Source organism: uncultured Campylobacter sp., from assembly GCF_938045465.1.
Taxonomy (GTDB): Bacteria; Campylobacterota; Campylobacteria; order Campylobacterales; family Campylobacteraceae; genus Campylobacter_B.
The window spans coordinates 1-18,216 of the sequence record NZ_CALIBF010000012.1 but is presented as its reverse complement, the minus strand read 5'-3'; the positions used below and the strand labels follow the sequence as shown (position 1 = coordinate 18,216).

The window sequence follows — 18,216 nt, the reverse complement described above, 5'->3', positions numbered from 1 at the left end:
TAATTACGCCGCCCTTTAGATCGATGCTAAGCTCGTCGCCCTGCGCGATCTTGTCCGTCTCGTCGCATTCGAGGATCAAAAAGCCGGTGTTGAAGCTGTTTCGATAAAAAATCCTAGCGAAGTTTTTTGCGATCACGCATGAAATTCCGGCGGCCTTAAGCGCCATCGGTGCGTGCTCGCGCGAGCTGCCGCAGCCGAAATTTTTCCCCGCTACGATGATGTCGCCGCGAGCGATTTTGGACGAAAAATCCCTATCCGCATCCTCCATGATATGCGTCGCAAGCACCGCCGCGTCGGATGTATTTAGGTAGCGTGCCGCGATAATAATGTCGGTGTCGATATCATCGCCGAATTTCCATACTTTTGCCATATTTCTGCCTTAAATTTTAAAATAGATGCGCGATTTTACCGACAAATTTATTAAAATCCGCTCAATCGCTCCGATATGAGGGCGGAATTCCTCGTTTGAAATTTAGGGCTAAATTTAAACGCAAAAGCGCAGAGATAGGAAGTGCGGAGGCGTTAAATTTTAAATCGGCGGCGTAAAGGGCGGAATTTCGGCGCGCTAATTTTCGTCTTGCGAACGCGGAATTTTAGAGAACAATCTTAAATTTAGCTAAAAATATAACCTAAATTTTAAAATTTAGCCTAATTTTTAGAATTTGAAAAATTATTAAATTTAGATGGTTCGCGCCGTATATAAGCAAAAATAAAGAGCGTTTCGGTATAATCCGATTTTCCAAAACAAATACACAACGACACAAGGAGATTTTATGGCGAGCCCAAAAGACGCCTTAACGCCCATCGAGCAGTTCTTCGACGAAAATCAAAAAAGCTACATCACATACGAAAGACTGATAAAATTTTTCGACAAAGCCCCCACTGCGACGGCCGTTAAGAAGGTCGAAGCGCTTACGAAAAAATTCGACGTCGAGCTGATCTCCGCCGCAGAAATCTCTAAAATCAAAAATTTAGAGGACGCAAAACTCAAAGAAGCCACGCAAAAAAAACTGCTGGACGAGGGCTGGGACGAGGAATTTGACCTATCCAGCGACGTCGAGCTTTTGGAGTGGAGCCGTTCGGACAGCCCGGTGCGGATGTATCTGCGCGAAATGGGGCAGATCCCGCTGTTAACGAAAGAAGAAGAGATCGAGATCAGCAAAAAAATCGAGCTCGGCGAGGATATCATCATCGACGCGTTTTGCTCGGTGCCATACTTAATAGACTTCATTTTAGACTATAAAGAGCCGCTTATCAACCGCGAGCGCCGCGTAAAGGAGCTTTTCAAGAGCTTTGACGACAGCGACGAAGAGGGTGAAGAGGAGGACGAAGAGGAACTATCGGAGGAGGATTACGACGACGAGGAGGATGAGGAAAGCGCGGACGAGGCGAAGCAAAGGCGATCCAAAAAGAACGATAAGCGCGCTCTAAAGGTCATCGAAAGCTTCAAGGCTCTTGAAAAAGCAAAAAAAGACTGGATGAAATTTGCCGAGAAAAACGCCGAGGCGATTAAGCAGAGCAAGGGAATTTTATCGAAGCTAAACTTGGCGTTTAAAAAGAAAATTTTAAAAGAAAAGCTCATGGATCTAGGCCCTACGAGCAAGCTCATCACCGAGATCGTAAAATCGATGGAGACCGCGCTAAAAAGCGACGAGGGCTTTGAAAAGGAGCTCAAACGCTTAGAGTACAAGCTGCCGATGTTTAGCGCCGAACTGCGTGAAAATCACAAAAAAATTCTAAAAGAGATCACGAGGCTTAGCAAAGACGACATCATCGCGCGCGTGCCGGAAGCCACGATGGTCTCGACCTACGTCGATATAAAAAAGCTCTTTTTGACAAAAGAAGCTAGCAAAAAAAGCTTCAACCTCGAGCCAGAGCGGCTAAAAGAAATTTTAGAGCAAATTAAGCGCGGCAAGCGCATCAGCGATAACGCAAAGGCGCGCATGGCGAAGTCCAACCTGCGCCTGGTCGTCTCCATTGCCAAGCGCTACACCAACCGCGGGCTGCCGTTTTTGGACCTCATCCAAGAGGGCAACATCGGGCTTATGAAGGCGGTGGATAAATTTGAATACAAGCGCGGATATAAATTTTCGACATACGCGACGTGGTGGATCCGCCAAGCAATCTCGCGTGCCATCGCCGATCAAGCGCGCACGATCCGCATCCCGATCCATATGATTGAGACTATAAATCGAATTAATAAAATCACGCGCAAATATATGCAAGAAGGCGGCAAGGAGCCCGATATCAACGTCATCGCGCAAGAGGTAGGCCTTAGCGTCGATAAGGTAAAGCAGGTCATCAAAATCACAAAGGAGCCGATCAGTCTAGAAGCGCCGATCGGAAACGAGGACGACGGTAAATTCGGCGATTTCGTCGAGGACAAAAGCTCGGTTTCGCCGATCGAACAAATTTTAAAATCCGACCTTAAAGAGCAGATCGACGACATCTTAGAACAGCTCAACGACCGTGAGCGCACGGTTATCCGCATGCGATTCGGGCTGCTTGACGACGAGAGCGACCGCACGCTTGAAGAGATCGGCAAGGAGCTCAATATCACTCGCGAGCGCGTCCGCCAGATCGAAAGCTCGGCGATCAAAAAGCTAAAGCACCCAAAGATCGGCCGCAAACTGAAAACCTATATCGAGAGCTAGAGTAAAACCCCGATATAATTTACTCTTTGAACGCCCGGCAAATTTAAAATTCATTAGACAGCCGGGCTTTGGCGTCGGTATGATTGATTTTAAAAACACGACAAAAATTTAAATCCGCTAATATCCAAACTGGAATCGTCAATAATGTATTTTTCAGCCTAAATTTTTCAGGCGGAGCACAAATCAAGGCATAGTAAAATGTAGTAGTGCTTTAAATACCGATTTTGAGATGCTTAAGGTTTGAAGTTCGTAGGTTTCAAACTACAGTTGAGTAAATTTACTCTAGCTTCGGCAAGGCTTATATCCTCGAAATTCCCCTTTCAAACTCCAGTAGAGGAAATTTACACGACGAGCGCAGCAGAGCGCGTATCAATGCATATTCGTTTCAAACTCCATCGGAGTAAATTTGCACTAAAGCTAGCTCGCAGTTTTTCGCCGCAACGTTGAAAGTTTCAAACTCCAGTGGAGGAAATTTACACTTAAAGTATTGCTCCAAGAAGCTTTTTAGCGCCGGTTTCAAACTCCAGCGGAGGTAATTTACACCAATCTCTGCGTTACGATCTCGTTCGCGGTATTCATGTTTCAAACTCCAGCGGAGAGAATTTACACAGAGTCAGAAATTCTATTTTTCCAGACTATGAATATTTGAAGTTTATATTCTTACCTCTTAAATTTAGATAAGCGGCAAAGGCAGTATAAAATAAAAACACCGTATTTGCGGTGTTTTGCAAATCTTAGCCAAAGCTTTATCCGCACAATTTTCAAAATTCCGACTACAACCAGGTAGCGCGATTTAACGACACAAAAGCCGCCGTTCAGTCGGGGTGCTATCATTCCATCTCGCACCATCTAGCTAGCTTACTGCGCGCTGACAAACCGGCAACTCGGCACCGACAAACTTTGACACACGTTCAATCGCATCCCGCCGCCACGCTACCTACCCATAATCGCAGCACCCATAAATTTTGCCGGATTGCCGTGCCGACAACCGCAACACTATCTAAATTTACTGCTCCGCCGTGCCGTCCCACTCTTAAAATTTACCTTCTGTAGCCAAGAGTGCGCTGGATAACACGACGTCGGTATTTTTATTTTGCTCTAAATTTACCTTCCGCCGCACCGCTAAATTTAACCGCGTCGCAAGCTGCGCTTTTTAAGGTAGCTGTAAATCCAGTCTCCGAGCAACAAAACCGCCGCGAGGCAATACATATAAAAGGCCGCGCCGTTTTCATACTCCACGTCCTGCGCGCTAAAGACCTGCTGCGACATTTCGGGGTTTCGCGCCGCCTCGTCCGCGATCTGCGCCATCACCTCATCGTCGTGTACCTCAAGCGTGATCTTTCGCAGCTCGATGAAATTTGTCCGCTTATCCAGATGCCTGCCACTGCGGCCCATGACGTAAACGCTATGCGAGTAGAAATTTAGATAGTAAAATCCAGCGTCGTCTTTAAAAAGCTTCTCCGAGATCTGCCGCACAGCGCTTTTAAACGGATTATCGCCTGCCCTTTTTAGCGCGCTTAGACGGCTGGCGTCTGCGCCAAATTTATAATACACGTACCAAAACGCGTCTTTGAGCCGGCCTTTGGCGCCGCTGCTGCGCGGTCGATTTAAAATTTTATCCTTGCTTAGATAAAATATACCGTTTTTGCTCGCAAACAGCATGTATTCCTGATGCCCGCTCTGAAAATTTAGCGGTGTATAGGGCTCGTTTGCAGCCTCGAATCTCTCGCCGTTCATAAGCACTGCGCCCGCCTTTGGATCATAAAGAAACTCTATGCCGGCGTTTGGCTCCACGAGATACATCTGCTCGCTAGGCGTGAAATTTAGCCTCTCGCCGTCCGCATAGACGCTACGTCCGTCGCTTAGCCACCGATCGACCGGGCGAAAGTGCGCGGGCGAGCCTGGGCCGTCTTCGTGTATGATTTTTAGCCTTATCTGTTTTAGATTTTTTGCATCCGCACCCGCTAAAATTTTACCCTCGTAAAATACCCGCTCGCTGTCGGTGGCGACGTAAGGGCTCTCGGTCAGCGGCGATATAGGCGCGATAGTATCAAGTCTAGCGTAGGGGTAGTTGTACTCCTGCGGCCATTTGGAGAGTCCGAACGCGTGGAAAAATACTTTATAAATGTAGCTTATCGCGCCGCCCGTGCGCTGCGTGACGTCCGAGCAGAAGTAGCTCACGCGTCCGTCGCTGTAGTAGCGGGAGCCGATCTTTTGCGTGCGAGCGGGATCCAGCCCCGTCATCTTGCGAGCGCCGCAAAATACGTTACTAGCGTCCATACCGACGTTTGTATAGGAGTATCTGCCGGTATCAAGCGCGCGAAAGCTCGCCGCGTCCGCACCGCCCTCTAACTCGTAAGGAGCGAGGTTCCAAGAGCGTAGATAAATTTTGCCGCCGATGTTGAAATAATCGCTGTGGCCGATCTTTTGCGCGTCCGCAGGCAGCTCGCGCGAGCGGTCATACACCGATAGCTCATAGATAAAAACGAGCGAGACGAAAAGCGGCACGAAAAGTACCGCAAAGAGGAGCCTTAGCGCCTTTTTATCAAACCTGCTTAAATTATCTGCCTTTTTCATAAGGCAATTATATATCTTGCTAGTTTAAAACGTTAGAAATTTAAAAGCGTTTGCGGGGGAAATTTTAAAATTTAGGGCGCGGTAAATTTGACGGCAAAAAGCCACGGGTAAATTTAAAGCTTATCAAATTTGACAGCAAAGCCTCAGCTCAAATTTACCTGCAATCGCTCGAAACTACGCAAGCTTCGCGCAAATTTAACTCAGTACCCGTCAAAATGCTTGGTCTTTGGCAGAACCAAATTTAGCGTGATGCCGATAAGCGCGCCAAGTCCAACGCCGCTAAAGCTCATCGCGCCAAAATCCAGCACCATGCCGCCGATCGCGCAGACGAAGATGAGCGCGACGATGATCATATTGCGCGGCTCGGCCAGATCCACGCCGTTTTTGATCAGAGTCTCCATGCCCACGCTAGCGATGATACCGAAAAGCAGCAACATAATGCCGCCGATGACGGGAGCGGGGATCGTGGAGAGCGCGGCGCCGAGCTTACCCACGAAGGCGAGCAGTATCGCCGCAAGCGCGGCAAAGGTCATAATGGCGGGATTGTAGGCCTTCGTGATACTAACCGCGCCCGTAACCTCAGAGTAAGTGGTGTTCGGCGGTCCGCCGAAGCATCCCGCTAGCGACGTCGCGAGTCCGTCGCCTAGCAGCGTGCTTTTAAGCCCAGGGTTTTTGAGGAAATTTTCCTTCGTTACGTTGCTGATCGCGAGCATATCGCCGATGTGCTCGATCGCGGGCGCGATAGCGATAGGCACCATGTAGATCACCGCTTCGAGCTTAAAAACCGGCGCGGTGAAATTTGGCAGCGCAAACCACGGCGCGGACAAAATCGGCGTAAAATCCACGATGCCGACAAATAGCGACGCGCAGTATCCCGCCGCGATGCCGCAAAGTATCGGCACGAGACGCAGCATACCGCGGCCGAACATCATTATGACGATGACCGTCGCAAGCGAAATGAACGCGATAGTAAGCGACTGCCCCTGCGTATAGAGCGCCTCTTTGCCCTTGCCCATGACCATATTTACGGCTGCGGGCGAGAGGATGAGGCCGATCGTCATGATAACTGGTCCCACGACCACGGGCGGTAAAATTTTATGCAAAAACCCCTCGCCTTTGAGCCTAATAAGCAGGCTTAGAACCACGTAAAAAAGCCCCGCCGCGATCACCCCGCTCATCGTCGCGGCGATGCCCCACTCTTTCACGCCGAAGCTTAGCGGCGCGATGAACGCGAAACTGGACGCGAGAAAGATCGGCGGGACGTGTTTGCGCGTGATGAACTGAAACAGCAGCGTGCCGATGCCCGCGGTAAACAGCGCCACGGACGTATCAAGCCCCGTTAAGATCGGCACCAGCACGAGCGCGCCGAACGCGACGAATAAAAACTGTACGCCAACGAGAGCGTCGCGTAGCCTGAGATTGTAGCCTTCGTATTTTTCCATCTTCTCCTCTTTTATCTTTGCGGCTTGCCTCGCGAGCGTCTTTAACGGAGCTAGCAAAAATTTAGCTTGATAGGCTATATGCCTTATCTTCGCTAAATTTTTACGTCGCAACCCTTAAATCCATCTCGCGATCCTTCACCTTGGCTCCTGTATTAAAATTTATAATACACCGACATTCTGTAAAATTTTAACTAGCCGCAGTCGCGGACGAATAGTCCGCTCCTTTGCAAGCAATAAAAATTTATCAAAACTACACATCATCTGTCTTGAATATTTTCAAAATTTACGCCTTTGCGCCTCATTTCACCGAAATTCTATCCAAAGCGCAGGATTGCGCTCCTTCATTCGGCTCATTTCCGCCTCGTCTAAAGAAAAGCCTTAATTTTTAAATCTGACACATCAAAAATTTTGACCTACCCGGTTGCAGACAAGCAATATGCTCCACTCTTCACTGCCGACCATCAGCGGCTGCAAGCAAAACTAAGCAGTTAACGCTTCTAAACTACCTGCGATCCACCTTAAATGTTTTAAAATTTTACGACCTCGCTTTAAAATTTCGCACTCAAGCTTAAAGCTAAATTTCAAATCAAAGCCGCGTAGACATATCCAAACAAACAACGACCAAAATCCGCAAACCAGCAACTAAATTTCACAAACATAGCGGATAAAACAAAACTATACAGACCGAATTTACCGCTAAAATTTAGCGAGAGAATTCCACCATGCAGCTATTTTTTGCGTAGCAGGTCCTTTAGACTCGCCCTTACGTCCTTGCCACGCAGAATTTGCGCGACCTCGGTAGCGATCGGAGCGTAGATTTTGTGCTTTGTCGCGATATTTACGACCGCTTCGGTTGTAGCCACACCCTCGGCGACCTCGCCCAACTCGCGCAGAATTTCTTCGAGCCCTTTGCCGCGCGCAAGCCCTAGTCCCACGCGGTAGTTTCGCGATAGTGCGCTCGAGGCGGTCAAAAACAGATCGCCCACGCCACTTAAGCCCAAAAAGGTCTCGTCCCGCGCACCGAAAAACTTGCCGAAACGCGCGATCTCTACGATGCCGCGCGCGATCAAGCTCGCTCTAGCGTTATTTCCGAGCTCGAGCCCATCGCAAACGCCGCTAGCGATGGCGATGACATTTTTATACGCGCCGCACACTTCTGCGCCGATGATATCGCCACTCGTGTAAGTCTTGATGTATGCAGGGAAGGCGCTTGCGAAAAGCTCGGCTAGATTTTCATTGCACGAGCTTACAACGAGCGCGCAAGGCAGCTTCTGCATGACTTCGGTGGCAAACGACGGACCTGATAGATAAGCAAGATTGCCGCGCGCGACATACGATTCAAAAATTTCGTTTAAAAACCTACCGCTTGCCGCGTCGATGCCCTTGGAAGCGACTAGAATTCTTTGATTTTTGTAGGTGAAATTTTGATCCAGCCACTGCGCGGTTTGTTGTGCCGCGAGCGCGAAAACTAGCGCTTCGCACTCCAATGCCTCGCTCACGCTTACAAAATGCGGAATTTGCCTTGGCGTGCGCGAAGTGATGACGCATTCGTTTTTTGCGCTAAGCGCGTCAAAAAGCGCGCTACCCCATTTGCCAGCGCCGATAACCGCGATTTTCATTATGTTCCTTTTTAAAAATTTATTCGCAAATTTACGGTTTTTCAAATTTCATTTTATTGAAATTCCCGCTCTTTGAAAATTTAGCCCAAAAGCGCCGACATGAGCCTGTGCAAACGCTAGCCAAAGCCACACTTTAAAATTCGCTTTTTGAAATTTCATCTCGTCAAAATTTCGCCTCGTTAAAATTCTGCGCTTTTGAAATTTACTCAGCCAAAACTTCGCTTTTTTAAAATTTACCTCGCTAAAATTTCATACTTTTAAGGTTTTGCTCTTCCACCAAAAAACACTTTCACAAAAGGCGCGGCAGTGAACGAATGAGGATTTTGAAACTCCATTATACGTTTTAAATTTCACTCACGCATCGCTGCGGCAAATCAAATTTTTAAAAATTTTGCTCAGACGCCCGATCGCAAATCGCGCTTTTAAACCCACTTAAATCTATCAAGGCGTGCTTTGAGCTTAGATGATCTTGCGGTCGCTCGCCACGTTATCGTTTGGCGCAAGGTTTGGGGCACGCGCATCCGACGCAGCGATTGATTAAATTTAGCCTACACATCGACTCGCCACTCAAATTCGACCCTACGTATTCGATCCTATCCGCGCACCCCGAGCTTCCGTTCTCGCTCTCGCAAGCAGAGCAATTTTACGCATTCCCTGCAAGCTTTACCGCGCTTTGACGGTAGCCGTGAGTAAAAATTCCTAACTGACGTGCTTCTTAAACCACTCCGTCGCAGACCGACACTCGCGCAAACGACCCGCACGAGAAAGAACGAGCTCGAAAGAACAAAACGTGTGCGAGAAAGAGCAGGTAGCCACCAAGATCGCGCCGAATGAAATTATAACACACAAAAGCCCTCGCCATTAGCGCGTGAAAACTTTAGTTCGAAGCAAAACGTTGCGAGCGGATTTAAAATTTTATCTCAGAGGTTTTATCTATCGCGCTCGCACCGCCGCCTTTAATTCGCCCTTTACTGCCGCAGAAGCTGCGAAATCAGCCTAACTTCTCTTTCAAAAGCTCGTTTACCTTCGCAGGGTTAAACGCGCCCTTGCCCTCTTTCATCACTTGGCCTACGAAGAAGCCGAATAGCTTGTCCTTGCCGCCGCGATAGTCTGCGACTTTGTCCTCGTTTGCGCTCATCACGCGCGCTATGATCTCCAAAATCGCGCCGTCATCGCTTACCTGCCTCAAGCCCAGCTTATCGATGACCGAGCTTACGGCCTCGTCGTGCTCCATTAAATAATCAAGCACCTCTTTGGCGGCCTTTTGAGACACTGCGCCGCCTTCGATCGCGCTTAAAAGCTCGCTCATCTTCGCGCTACCTACGGGCGAATCCTCGATCGTAACGCCGTTTTTGAGCCTGCCCGCAAGCTCGACCGTAAGCCAGCTCACGCAGAGTTTGGGCTCGTGCCCCGCTGCGATCAGATCCTCGAAAAATCGCGCGTTTTCGTAGGTCGAGATTATGATCTCGGCGTCTTTCTCTTTAACGCCCAGCTCGTGGACATAACGTGCTTTTTTCTGATCCGGCAGCTCGGGGATCTGCTGCGCAGCAGCCAGCATCTCGTCATCCACGATCACGGTTAGCAGGTCAGGATCGGGGAAGTAGCGGTACTCGGCGCTGTCTTCTTTGCTGCGCATCGGCTTGGTGATAAACTTAGCAGTGTCGAAAAGGCGGGTTTCTTGCACGACCTCTTGATCATATTTGCCGTCCTGCCACGCTTCGATCTGACGCTCCACTTCAAACTCGATCGCTTTTTGAATAAATTTAAAAGAGTTTAAATTTTTAATCTCCACGCGCGTGTAAAGTTTTTGCTCGCCTTGCGGACGGATGCTGACGTTTACGTCGCAGCGAAACGAGCCTTCTTGCATATTTGCGTCGCTGATATTTAAAAAGCGCAAAATGCTGTGGAGTTTTTTTAGATACGCGACCGCCTCGTCCGCAGAGCGCATATCGGGCTCGCTTACGATCTCCAAAAGCGGCGTGCCGGCGCGGTTCAGATCAACTAGGCTGCGCGAGCTTTCGTGGTTATTTTTGCCCGCGTCCTCCTCTAGGTGTGCGCGCGTGATGCCGATGCGCTTGCTCTGTCCGTCCGCAGCTATAAAAAGCTCGCCGTGCTCGACGATCGGGATCGTCCACTGCGAAATTTGATACGCCTTGGGAAGGTCGGGATAGAAGTAGTTTTTGCGGTCAAATACCGACTTGCGATTGATCGTCGCATTGACGGCGGTGCCGAAGCTGATGGCTTTTTTAACCGCCTCCTCGTTTAGCACGGGAAGAGCGCCGGGAAGCGCCAAGCAGGTCGGGCAGACGTGCGAATTCGCCTCATCGCCGAAGCTCGTGGGGCAGGAGCAGAAAATTTTAGTTTTGGTATTTAGCTGGCAGTGTACCTCCAGGCCGATCACGGTTTCAAACATTAACTTAACCTTTTAGAATAAAAATTTCGCGTAATTTTACAATTTTTTGCTTTAATACTCGCTTGCAGCGGCGCGCGGCAGAGGCTAAATTTTAAAATTTAATCGGATAGATTCTACTCGCCGCCGCTAAGGAGCTTTTCTTTCAGATCGAAAACATCGACCATCAAGCAGGTGATGATGACGCAAATCACGCCGGGAGCAGTGCAGATGAAGAGGAATTTTAACCCCAAAAAATAAAATGACGGATAGGCAAAAAAGACGAATGCGCCGACGAAGATCAATCCGAACGACGCACCCACGAGGAAGTATAAGAAATTTCGCTTAAAATTAATGCTCATCGACGATCACGGCGCCCGCTAGATAAACGTAGCTTAAAACCATGAAAATAAAAGTCTGCAAAATCGCCATAAAAGTAAGCAGCGCAAACGGTACCATCGGCACTAGCGCAGGAGCGAGAGTAAGCATAACAAGAAGGAAGGTATCGTCGCCTTTGATGTTTCCAAAAAGTCGGAACGAAAGCGATACGACGCGCGAAAAATGCGAGACGATCTCTATGACGAACATAAACGGAGCTAGGATTTTCACCGGCCCCATAAAGTGCTTTAGATAGTTGATCACGCCGTGCTCGCGAACGCCCTCAAAATGGTAATACAACCAAACGCAAAGCGTAAGCGAAAGGGTTAAATTTAAACTCGCGCTCGGCGACTCAAAGCCCGGCACCAAGCCGATAACGTTACTAAAAAATATCACAAATCCCAATGTTGCGATTAGCGGAAGATATTTTTTGGCTTGTTCCTCGCTACCCATCGCGTCCTTACCGATCGTTAGCACGCCGCTTAGGTAGGCTTCGGCGATATTTTGCATGCCATGTGGCACAAGCTGAAGCGAGCGAGTGGAGCAAAGCGCGACGGCTACGATGATAGCGACGACCAAAAAGAAGTAAAAAAGGTAGATAAAGGTGTGGTCGTAAGAAATTAAACCGCCGAAAAGAAAGATGTCTTTTAGCATAAAAACCCTTGATCGTTGAAATTTGTGGCGTATTTTACACTTCTATTCGTTAAAGTATATTTAAATTTACGCTAGCGAGTGAAATTTTGAGCTTTGCGAGTTCTCACACCGCTTTGCTTGCCTAGCACTTTCGTCTAGCTTGCGCGCCATTTCGGCGGGAATTTTGCGTTTTTTTAGCATTTAACTTCACATTTTCAGCATTTCAGCAAATGACAAAATTTTAGCTGGTAACTACGGAATTTGCAGCTATACTGTTAATACTATTTTTGCAAAATAGAATTTATCTGTCGCATACAGAGAAGCCCTAGCCGGCTGTGCGGTAAAATTTATGTTTACAGATACAAAAAATACAATAAAATTCTACCGCGACGGCACCGCGATAAATTCCAAGAATTCCAAGAATTCCAAGAATTCCAAGAATTCCAAGAATTCCAAGAATTCCACTCAGCTCAAAAAATCATAGTTAAAATTTTAGCAAACTCAGAACCCGATTGCTAAAATTTTATAAAATTTATATAAAAACCTTGACATCCTACCACTCAATGTTGTATAATACTGGCAATCTTACCGAAAGAGTGCTAAAAGTGAAAACGAATAAACGTGATATGATCCTGGAATCCATCATTTCCGCCTATCTCGATAGCAACACCCCGATCGGATCTTCCGAGCTGGGTGAGCGTATGGGCGTAGCGATGTCAGCGTCTAGCATCCGAATTTATTTTAAGCGCTTAAGCGACGAGGGGGCTTTGACGCAGCTTCATGTAAGCGGTGGTAGAATCCCCACAGTTGCGACGATGCAAGATTACTGGCGCGCTAGACTTAGCTTCGACGATGAGTTAAAAATAGACGATGCTCGCGAGCTAGAAGCGGTGCTTGAGGATTTTGAAATTTACTGTATGATTTTCAACGCCGAAAACGAAGCCCTAAGCGAAGTTATCAATCACGATAATCGCTTCATAATCCTTACATTTAGAACGGATGAGATTATCTTAAAATACGATTTTAGAGTTTTTAAATTCCTATCAAATTTAATAGGAATTTCACTCGGAGATTTGGAGCTAGCTTCAATGCAGATCGGTCTGCGCGAGCTTAGTACCAAGATCAGGGAGCTAAAAAATTCTAAAATCGAATTTCTTTGTAACGAGGTCGTAGCGTATAAAATTTTCAAAGACGAGCGGTTTAAAATTTTACTCAACCCCTCGATCGCCGTAAATTTTACTAAAAATTTGATCTTCGCGCCCTACTTTGAGCACGGATTTATGGGGATCAAACGCCCCGTAAAATTCGAAGGCGAGGACGCTACGATGATCTGCGCAGGCAGCGTTTACGAGAATTACGAGAAATTTTTTAACTACGCTAAAGGAGTAGCATGAGCCATAAATTTAAAGAGCACGGCGATAAAAACGCAGCGTGCGATAGTGAAGAAAAAGAGGTTTGCGAGCAGTGCGCGTCAGAGGCGAGCGAGCCGCAAGAGGCGCAGACATGCGACGATACTGACGCGCAGATACAAAAGCTTCAAAACGAGCTAAGTGAGATCACTGATAAATTTTACCGCGCCAATGCGGATTTTGAAAATCTCAAAAAACGTTTGGAAAAAGAAAAAGATAGCGCTGTTGCTTACGCTAGCGAGAGCTTTGCGAAGGATCTGCTGCCGATAATCGACGCTCTTGAGGAAGCCGCCAAAATTGATGTGGAAGGTAATGAGCTTGCGGATAAAATTGAGGTCGGCGTAAAACAATGTCTAAGCCTTTTTACAAAGACTTTTGAAAAATACGGTATCGTGCCGATAGCGACGGATGCGGGATTTGATCCTAGCGTGCATAACGCTATTTCGATGATTGAAGCCGAAGGCGCTAAAAAAGGCGATATCGTTCAAGTATATCAAAAAGGCTATATGTATAAGCAGCGCGTTTTGCGCGCTGCTATGGTAGTAGTGGCGAAATAATCGCTCAAATTTTAAAATTTTAAATTCAACACAAAGGATAAACAAATGGCAAAAGTCATAGGCATCGACCTAGGAACAACAAACTCGTGCGTAAGCATATTCGAGCGCGGCGAGAGCAAGATCATACCGAACAAAGAGGGCAAAAACACCACTCCGTCGGTAGTCGCTTTCACCGACAAAGGCGAGGTTTTAGTAGGCGACAGCGCCAAGCGCCAAGCCGTCACTAACCCGGAAAAGACGATCTACTCGATCAAACGCATCATGGGTCTTATGATGAATGAAAAAAATGCGCAGGAGGCCAAAAAGCGCCTACCGTATAAAATCATCGACCGAAACGGCGCGTGCGCGGTAGAGATCGCGGGCAAGGTTTATACGCCGCAAGAAATTTCAGCCAAGGTGCTAATCAAGCTAAAAGAGGACGCCGAGGCGTTTTTGGGTGAGCCGGTTGTCGATGCGGTCATAACCGTGCCTGCGTATTTCAACGACAGCCAAAGAAAGGCGACCAAAGAAGCAGGAACAATCGCGGGCCTAAACGTGCTTCGTATCATTAACGAGCCGACCGCGGCGGCGCTTGCGTATGGACTGGATAAAAAAGAATCCGAAAAGATCGTCGTTTACGATCTAGGCGGCGGTACGTTCGACGTAACCGTGCTAGAAACCGGCGATAGCGTCGTAGAAGTTTTAGCTACCGGCGGTAATGCATTTTTGGGCGGCGATGATTTCGATAACAAACTGATCGACTTTTTAACCTCAGAATTTCAATCTGAAACAGGTATCGACTTGCGCGGCGATGTCATGGCTATGCAACGCCTAAAAGAGGCTGCGGAAAACGCCAAAAAAGAGCTAAGTAGCGCGATGGAAACGACGGTAAATTTACCTTTCATCACCGCAGACGCTACAGGTCCAAAGCACCTAATGAAAACCATCACTAGAGCTAAATTTGAAAGCATGATCGATTCTTTGGTAGATGAGACTATAAGCACGCTTAAAAAGGTCGTAAGCGACGCAGGGCTAAGCATGAACGACATAAAAGAAGTCGTCATGGTAGGCGGCTCGACGCGTGTGCCTTTGGTGCAAGAGGAGGTTAAAAAGGCTTTCGGCAAGGAGTTAAATAAGAGCGTAAACCCTGACGAAGTCGTAGCGATCGGCGCTGCAATCCAAGGCGCGGTCATCAAAGGCGACGTAAAAGATGTGCTACTACTCGACGTGACTCCGTTAAGCCTCGGCATCGAAACCCTAGGCGGCGTGATGACCAAGATCATCGAAAAGGGAACTACGATACCTACGAAAAAATCTCAAACCTTCTCGACAGCAGAGGATAACCAAAGCGCCGTTACGATTAACGTCTTGCAGGGTGAGCGCGAGTTCGCGAAGGACAATAAATCGCTAGGAAATTTCAATCTTGAAGGCATCATGCCCGCTCCTCGCGGCGTACCGCAGATCGAGGTGGAATTTAACATCGACGCGAACGGAATTTTAACCGTTTCGGCAAAAGACAAAGCTACCGGCAAGGCAACCGACATCCGCATCACCGGCTCAAGCGGCTTAAGCGACGCCGAGATCGATAAGATGGTGAAGGATGCCGAGCTTCACAAAGAGGAAGACAACAAGCGCAAAGAGACCGTCGAGGCGCGCAACCAAGCCGATAGCATCGCACATCAAACCGAAAAGAGCCTAAGCGAGATGGGCGAGAAGGTGCCGGGCGATCTACGCGCTAAGATCGAGGGCGCGCTAAATGATCTAAAAGCCGTGCTAAAGGATGAAAACGCGAGCAAGGAAGCGATAAACTCTAAAGTAGAAGCCCTAAGCAAGGTCGCCGAGGATCTATACAAGGCTGCTAGCGCAAATCAGGGCGCGCAAGGCGGATCGCAAAGCTCCGGCTCAAACGGCGGTAAAAAAGACGACGACGTCATCGACGCCGAAGTCGAATAGTTCGCTCACACGCAAAGTGAAATTTATAGCCGCGCGCTCGGTAATTTTGCTAGAGCTTGAAAGGCAATTTTACCGGCGCGCGGCAGAAGCGACTCCATAAACCGCACATAAAATTTCATAGCTTCACAGACTCGGGCGTTTTTCATACGCCCGAGCTTAACTGCTACTTCAAATTAAATTCCCAACAAACTAAAATTTTGAGTCACACATCAATACTACTAAATTTTGCGCTGTATAAATATCGCTAGACATTAGAGTATATCTAAACGCGATCGAAATTTCTTCGCGCCGATCTCGAATATAGCTGAAATTTTAAGCCTATCGCCTACAAACGAAGCTGCGATAAATTTAAACGTATGGCTAGAAAGTAAAAAATGTATCGTAAAGAGAAGCGCCGGTTAAATTTTAGAAGCAAAAGAACTAAATTTAAAGGCGCACAGATTGATTTATGAAAAAGCAAAAGTCCAAAGGCGACGCTTCGTCTTTGGGCTTTAAATTTAGCTTTATTTAACTAGAGCTAATTCTTGCGAGTATTCGCATCAGGGGTGAAAAGCGGCTTATTTAGCAGCTTGAAATCGCCTACGAACTTCTGCCCCTTCTCGCTAGTGATCCATTTGATGAAGCGCTGCGCGTTTTCGTAGTCGGCTTTTGGGCAGTGCTTCGGATTGACCGCGATTACGGAATAAAAATTCTTCAGATCGTTATCGCCTTCGTTGATGATAACCATATCTGGATTACCCTTTTTATTGTCCTCGTATTTGATGTAGGTGCCGCGATCGGTGAAGGTCACGCCCTTTTGCTCGGCAGCTGCGTTAATCGTAGCGATCATGCCTTGACCGGTTTGGTTATACCACGCCTCGTTTTCAGGCACGGCGCCCTCAACTTTTTTCCAAATACCTTTCTCTTTGTTGTCGGTGCCCGATTTATCGCCGCGAGAGAAAAATTTAATCTTTTCCGCCTTGATTAGCTCAAACGAGCCTTTAAGGTCCTTGCCTTTAAATTTAGGCGCGATGGATTTATCGGCGATGAGGATAAAATCATTATACATAACGGGCGTGCGGTCAACGCCGAAGCCTTTTTCTACGAATTCTTTCTCGACCTTCGGCGAATGCACGAAAAGTATGTCCGCATCGCAGTTCTCGCCAAGCTTTAGAGCAGCACCCGTACCTACCGCCGTCCATTTGACATCTACGCCGGTTTCCGCCTTATACGCAGGATAGATCGCGTCTAGCAAGCCCGTATTATCGGTGCTCGTTGTGGTTGCCATTACCAAATCGTTATCGGCGGCAAAAAGGCTCGCACTAAGAGCGAGCGAAACAAAAAATATTTTTTTCATGTTATCTCCTTTAAAAAATATGCTATTATAGCATATAAATTTGGTTTATAAATATGCCAGAATAGAACATTTAGGACGCGATCTTGGACTTTATTTTAGAAGGAATTTTAAGCGCATTCGGGCTGCTTTTTAGCGGCGATGCGGAGACCTTTTCGGCGATTAAAGCAACGCTTTATACTTCGAGCATCTCGATACTTTTTGCCATCATAATCGGCTTTCCGATAGGATTTATCCTCGGATTTTACGAATTTCGCGCTCGCAGAACGCTTAGGCTTTTAAGCGACGTAGCGCTTGCGATGCCCACGGTGGCGATAGGACTGATCCTTTACGCTTTCATCTCCAGAAACGGCCCCCTGGGCGAGCTGGGGCTACTTTTTACGCTTAAAGCCGTGATGCTCGGACAGTTTGTGCTGGCGCTCCCTATCATCATCTCACTAAGCGCCAGCGTCATCGAAAATATGGACAAAAAGCACTATCTAAACATTATGAACTACCGCCTAAGCCCGCTAAATTTAATCCTTTGCGTGCTTTATGAGCTACGCTACGCCCTACTGGTCGTCATCGCCACCGCTTACGGGCGGATCGTCGCCGAGGTGGGCGTAGCGATGATGATCGGCGGCAATATCAAATATTTCACCCGCACGATCACCACGGCGATCTCGCTTGAGACCAACAAGGGCGAGTTTGCGATGGGTATAGCGCTCGCGCTGGTGCTGATTTTAATAGCGTTTGCGGTAAATTTAGCCATCCATGCGCTAAAAAGGCTGGATCGATGAATGCAGATAAGCTAACGCATCCGAGCAAGAATTTCACGGACAAAAACAAGGCGGAGCGGGAGCGCAAAAATTTTATGAGTGAAAATTTAACGGACGTAAATTCCGTCATTGAGAATTCCGCGGACGTAAATTCTATGCGCGTAAATTTCGCCGCTGAGAATTCTACGAGTAAAAATTTCGCCGCGGGAAATTCTAAGAGTAAAAATTCTGCGACCGAGAATTCCATTAGCGCAAATTCTGCGGGTAAAAATTCCAAGAGCGAGAATTTCGCGAGTGAGAATTCTGCGAGAAAGAATTTTGCAAATGGGAATTCCGCCGGCGCGCGAGCTGTACCCGATAGCGAACTGATCTCGGTGCGGGATCTAGTGCTGCGCTACGAACGGAGCGAAATTCTAAATATCCCTAGTTTCGATCTAAATACGAGCGGCATCACGGCGCTTTTGGGCTCTAACGGCAGCGGCAAATCCACGCTACTGCGGATTTTATCCTTTTTGCAGCGTCCAAGCAGCGGCAG

At 47.7% G+C, this 18,216-nt stretch carries 15 protein-coding genes; 7 read left to right on the top strand and 8 right to left on the bottom strand.

The genetic code is table 11. The features are described from left to right. On the bottom strand, positions 1-370 hold a 370-nt coding region (locus Q0413_RS00720), incomplete at its 3' end, for a 3-isopropylmalate dehydratase (RefSeq protein ID WP_298986258.1). A 403-nt stretch (positions 371-773) separates the two neighbouring features. Between Q0413_RS00720 and rpoD the strand changes: the two genes are divergently transcribed. Next, the gene (rpoD, locus tag Q0413_RS00715) at positions 774-2,654 is read left to right on the top strand and encodes an RNA polymerase sigma factor RpoD (protein WP_297913508.1); all 1,881 of its coding nucleotides are present in this window, start codon (positions 774-776) and stop codon (positions 2,652-2,654) included. Positions 2,655-3,782: 1,128 nt separating this feature from the next. Here rpoD and Q0413_RS00710 read toward each other — a convergent pair. The 6 genes from Q0413_RS00710 to Q0413_RS00685 form a co-directional block, all read right to left on the bottom strand. Further along, positions 3,783-5,231: a DKNYY domain-containing protein gene (locus Q0413_RS00710; RefSeq protein ID WP_298986255.1), complete on the bottom strand. Its 1,449-nt coding sequence runs from the start codon at positions 5,229-5,231 to the stop codon at positions 3,783-3,785. 200 nt (positions 5,232-5,431) lie between these two features. Then, complete coding sequence (locus Q0413_RS00705; RefSeq protein WP_298986253.1) at positions 5,432-6,673, bottom strand: uracil-xanthine permease family protein; 1,242 nt, start codon at positions 6,671-6,673, stop codon at positions 5,432-5,434. A 728-nt stretch (positions 6,674-7,401) separates the two neighbouring features. Continuing rightward, positions 7,402-8,295: an NAD(P)H-dependent glycerol-3-phosphate dehydrogenase gene (locus Q0413_RS00700; RefSeq protein WP_298986260.1), complete on the bottom strand. Its 894-nt coding sequence runs from the start codon at positions 8,293-8,295 to the stop codon at positions 7,402-7,404. 988 nt (positions 8,296-9,283) lie between these two features. After that, entirely contained in the window at positions 9,284-10,705 is a 1,422-nt protein-coding gene (gatB, locus tag Q0413_RS00695) for an Asp-tRNA(Asn)/Glu-tRNA(Gln) amidotransferase subunit GatB (protein ID WP_298986250.1), read from the bottom strand. A gap of 113 nt (positions 10,706-10,818) precedes the next feature. Then, positions 10,819-11,043 carry a hypothetical protein gene (locus Q0413_RS00690; protein ID WP_297896069.1) on the bottom strand — a complete coding sequence of 75 codons (225 nt, stop codon included), beginning with the start codon at positions 11,041-11,043 and terminating at the stop codon, positions 10,819-10,821. Continuing rightward, positions 11,033-11,713, bottom strand: a complete 681-nt coding sequence (locus Q0413_RS00685; protein ID WP_177387592.1) for a F0F1 ATP synthase subunit A — start codon at positions 11,711-11,713, stop codon at positions 11,033-11,035. The genes Q0413_RS00690 and Q0413_RS00685 overlap by 11 nt, the downstream gene beginning before the upstream one ends. Before the next feature lie 328 nt (positions 11,714-12,041). Here Q0413_RS00685 and Q0413_RS00680 point away from each other — a divergent pair, with 328 nt between their 5' ends. From Q0413_RS00680 to dnaK, 4 genes are all read left to right on the top strand, one after another. Next, a complete protein-coding gene (locus tag Q0413_RS00680) occupies positions 12,042-12,176 on the top strand; it encodes a hypothetical protein (RefSeq protein WP_298986248.1) in 135 nt (44 codons plus the stop codon). Positions 12,177-12,297: 121 nt separating this feature from the next. Next, a complete protein-coding gene (locus tag Q0413_RS00675; protein WP_298986247.1) occupies positions 12,298-13,086 on the top strand; it encodes an HrcA family transcriptional regulator in 789 nt (262 codons plus the stop codon). Further along, positions 13,083-13,658, top strand: coding sequence for a nucleotide exchange factor GrpE (locus Q0413_RS00670; RefSeq protein ID WP_297881939.1), 576 nt, complete (start codon positions 13,083-13,085; stop codon positions 13,656-13,658). The genes Q0413_RS00675 and Q0413_RS00670 overlap by 4 nt, the downstream gene beginning before the upstream one ends. A 45-nt stretch (positions 13,659-13,703) precedes the next feature. Next, positions 13,704-15,590, top strand: a complete 1,887-nt coding sequence (gene dnaK, locus Q0413_RS00665) for a molecular chaperone DnaK (protein ID WP_291937735.1) — start codon at positions 13,704-13,706, stop codon at positions 15,588-15,590. 517 nt (positions 15,591-16,107) lie between these two features. On the opposite strand, the gene tupA is transcribed toward dnaK, so the two are convergent. After that, positions 16,108-16,926 (bottom strand): tungstate ABC transporter substrate-binding protein TupA, encoded by an 819-nt coding sequence (tupA, locus tag Q0413_RS00660; protein WP_005869209.1) that lies wholly within the window; start codon positions 16,924-16,926, stop codon positions 16,108-16,110. Positions 16,927-17,009: 83 nt separating this feature from the next. Between tupA and tupB the strand changes: the two genes are divergently transcribed. Further along, complete coding sequence (tupB, locus tag Q0413_RS00655) at positions 17,010-17,702, top strand: tungstate ABC transporter permease TupB (protein WP_298986244.1); 693 nt, start codon at positions 17,010-17,012, stop codon at positions 17,700-17,702. Then, on the top strand, positions 17,699-18,216 hold a 518-nt coding region (locus Q0413_RS00650), incomplete at its 3' end, for an ATP-binding cassette domain-containing protein (protein ID WP_298986242.1). The genes tupB and Q0413_RS00650, both read left to right, overlap by 4 nt.

What these genes read in the sequence shown, in the direction of transcription:
- rpoD (WP_297913508.1), top strand. Translation starts at nt 774, where the DNA reads ATGGCGAGCCCAAAAGACGCCTTAACGCCCATCGAGCAGTTCTTCGAC.
- Q0413_RS00710 (WP_298986255.1), bottom strand. Translation starts at nt 5,231, where the DNA reads ATGAAAAAGGCAGATAATTTAAGCAGGTTTGATAAAAAGGCGCTAAGG.
- Q0413_RS00705 (WP_298986253.1), bottom strand. Translation starts at nt 6,673, where the DNA reads ATGGAAAAATACGAAGGCTACAATCTCAGGCTACGCGACGCTCTCGTT.
- gatB (WP_298986250.1), bottom strand. Translation starts at nt 10,705, where the DNA reads ATGTTTGAAACCGTGATCGGCCTGGAGGTACACTGCCAGCTAAATACC.
- Q0413_RS00690 (WP_297896069.1), bottom strand. Translation starts at nt 11,043, where the DNA reads ATGAGCATTAATTTTAAGCGAAATTTCTTATACTTCCTCGTGGGTGCG.
- Q0413_RS00685 (WP_177387592.1), bottom strand. Translation starts at nt 11,713, where the DNA reads ATGCTAAAAGACATCTTTCTTTTCGGCGGTTTAATTTCTTACGACCAC.
- Q0413_RS00680 (WP_298986248.1), top strand. Translation starts at nt 12,042, where the DNA reads ATGTTTACAGATACAAAAAATACAATAAAATTCTACCGCGACGGCACC.
- Q0413_RS00670 (WP_297881939.1), top strand. Translation starts at nt 13,083, where the DNA reads ATGAGCCATAAATTTAAAGAGCACGGCGATAAAAACGCAGCGTGCGAT.
- dnaK (WP_291937735.1), top strand. Translation starts at nt 13,704, where the DNA reads ATGGCAAAAGTCATAGGCATCGACCTAGGAACAACAAACTCGTGCGTA.
- tupA (WP_005869209.1), bottom strand. Translation starts at nt 16,926, where the DNA reads ATGAAAAAAATATTTTTTGTTTCGCTCGCTCTTAGTGCGAGCCTTTTT.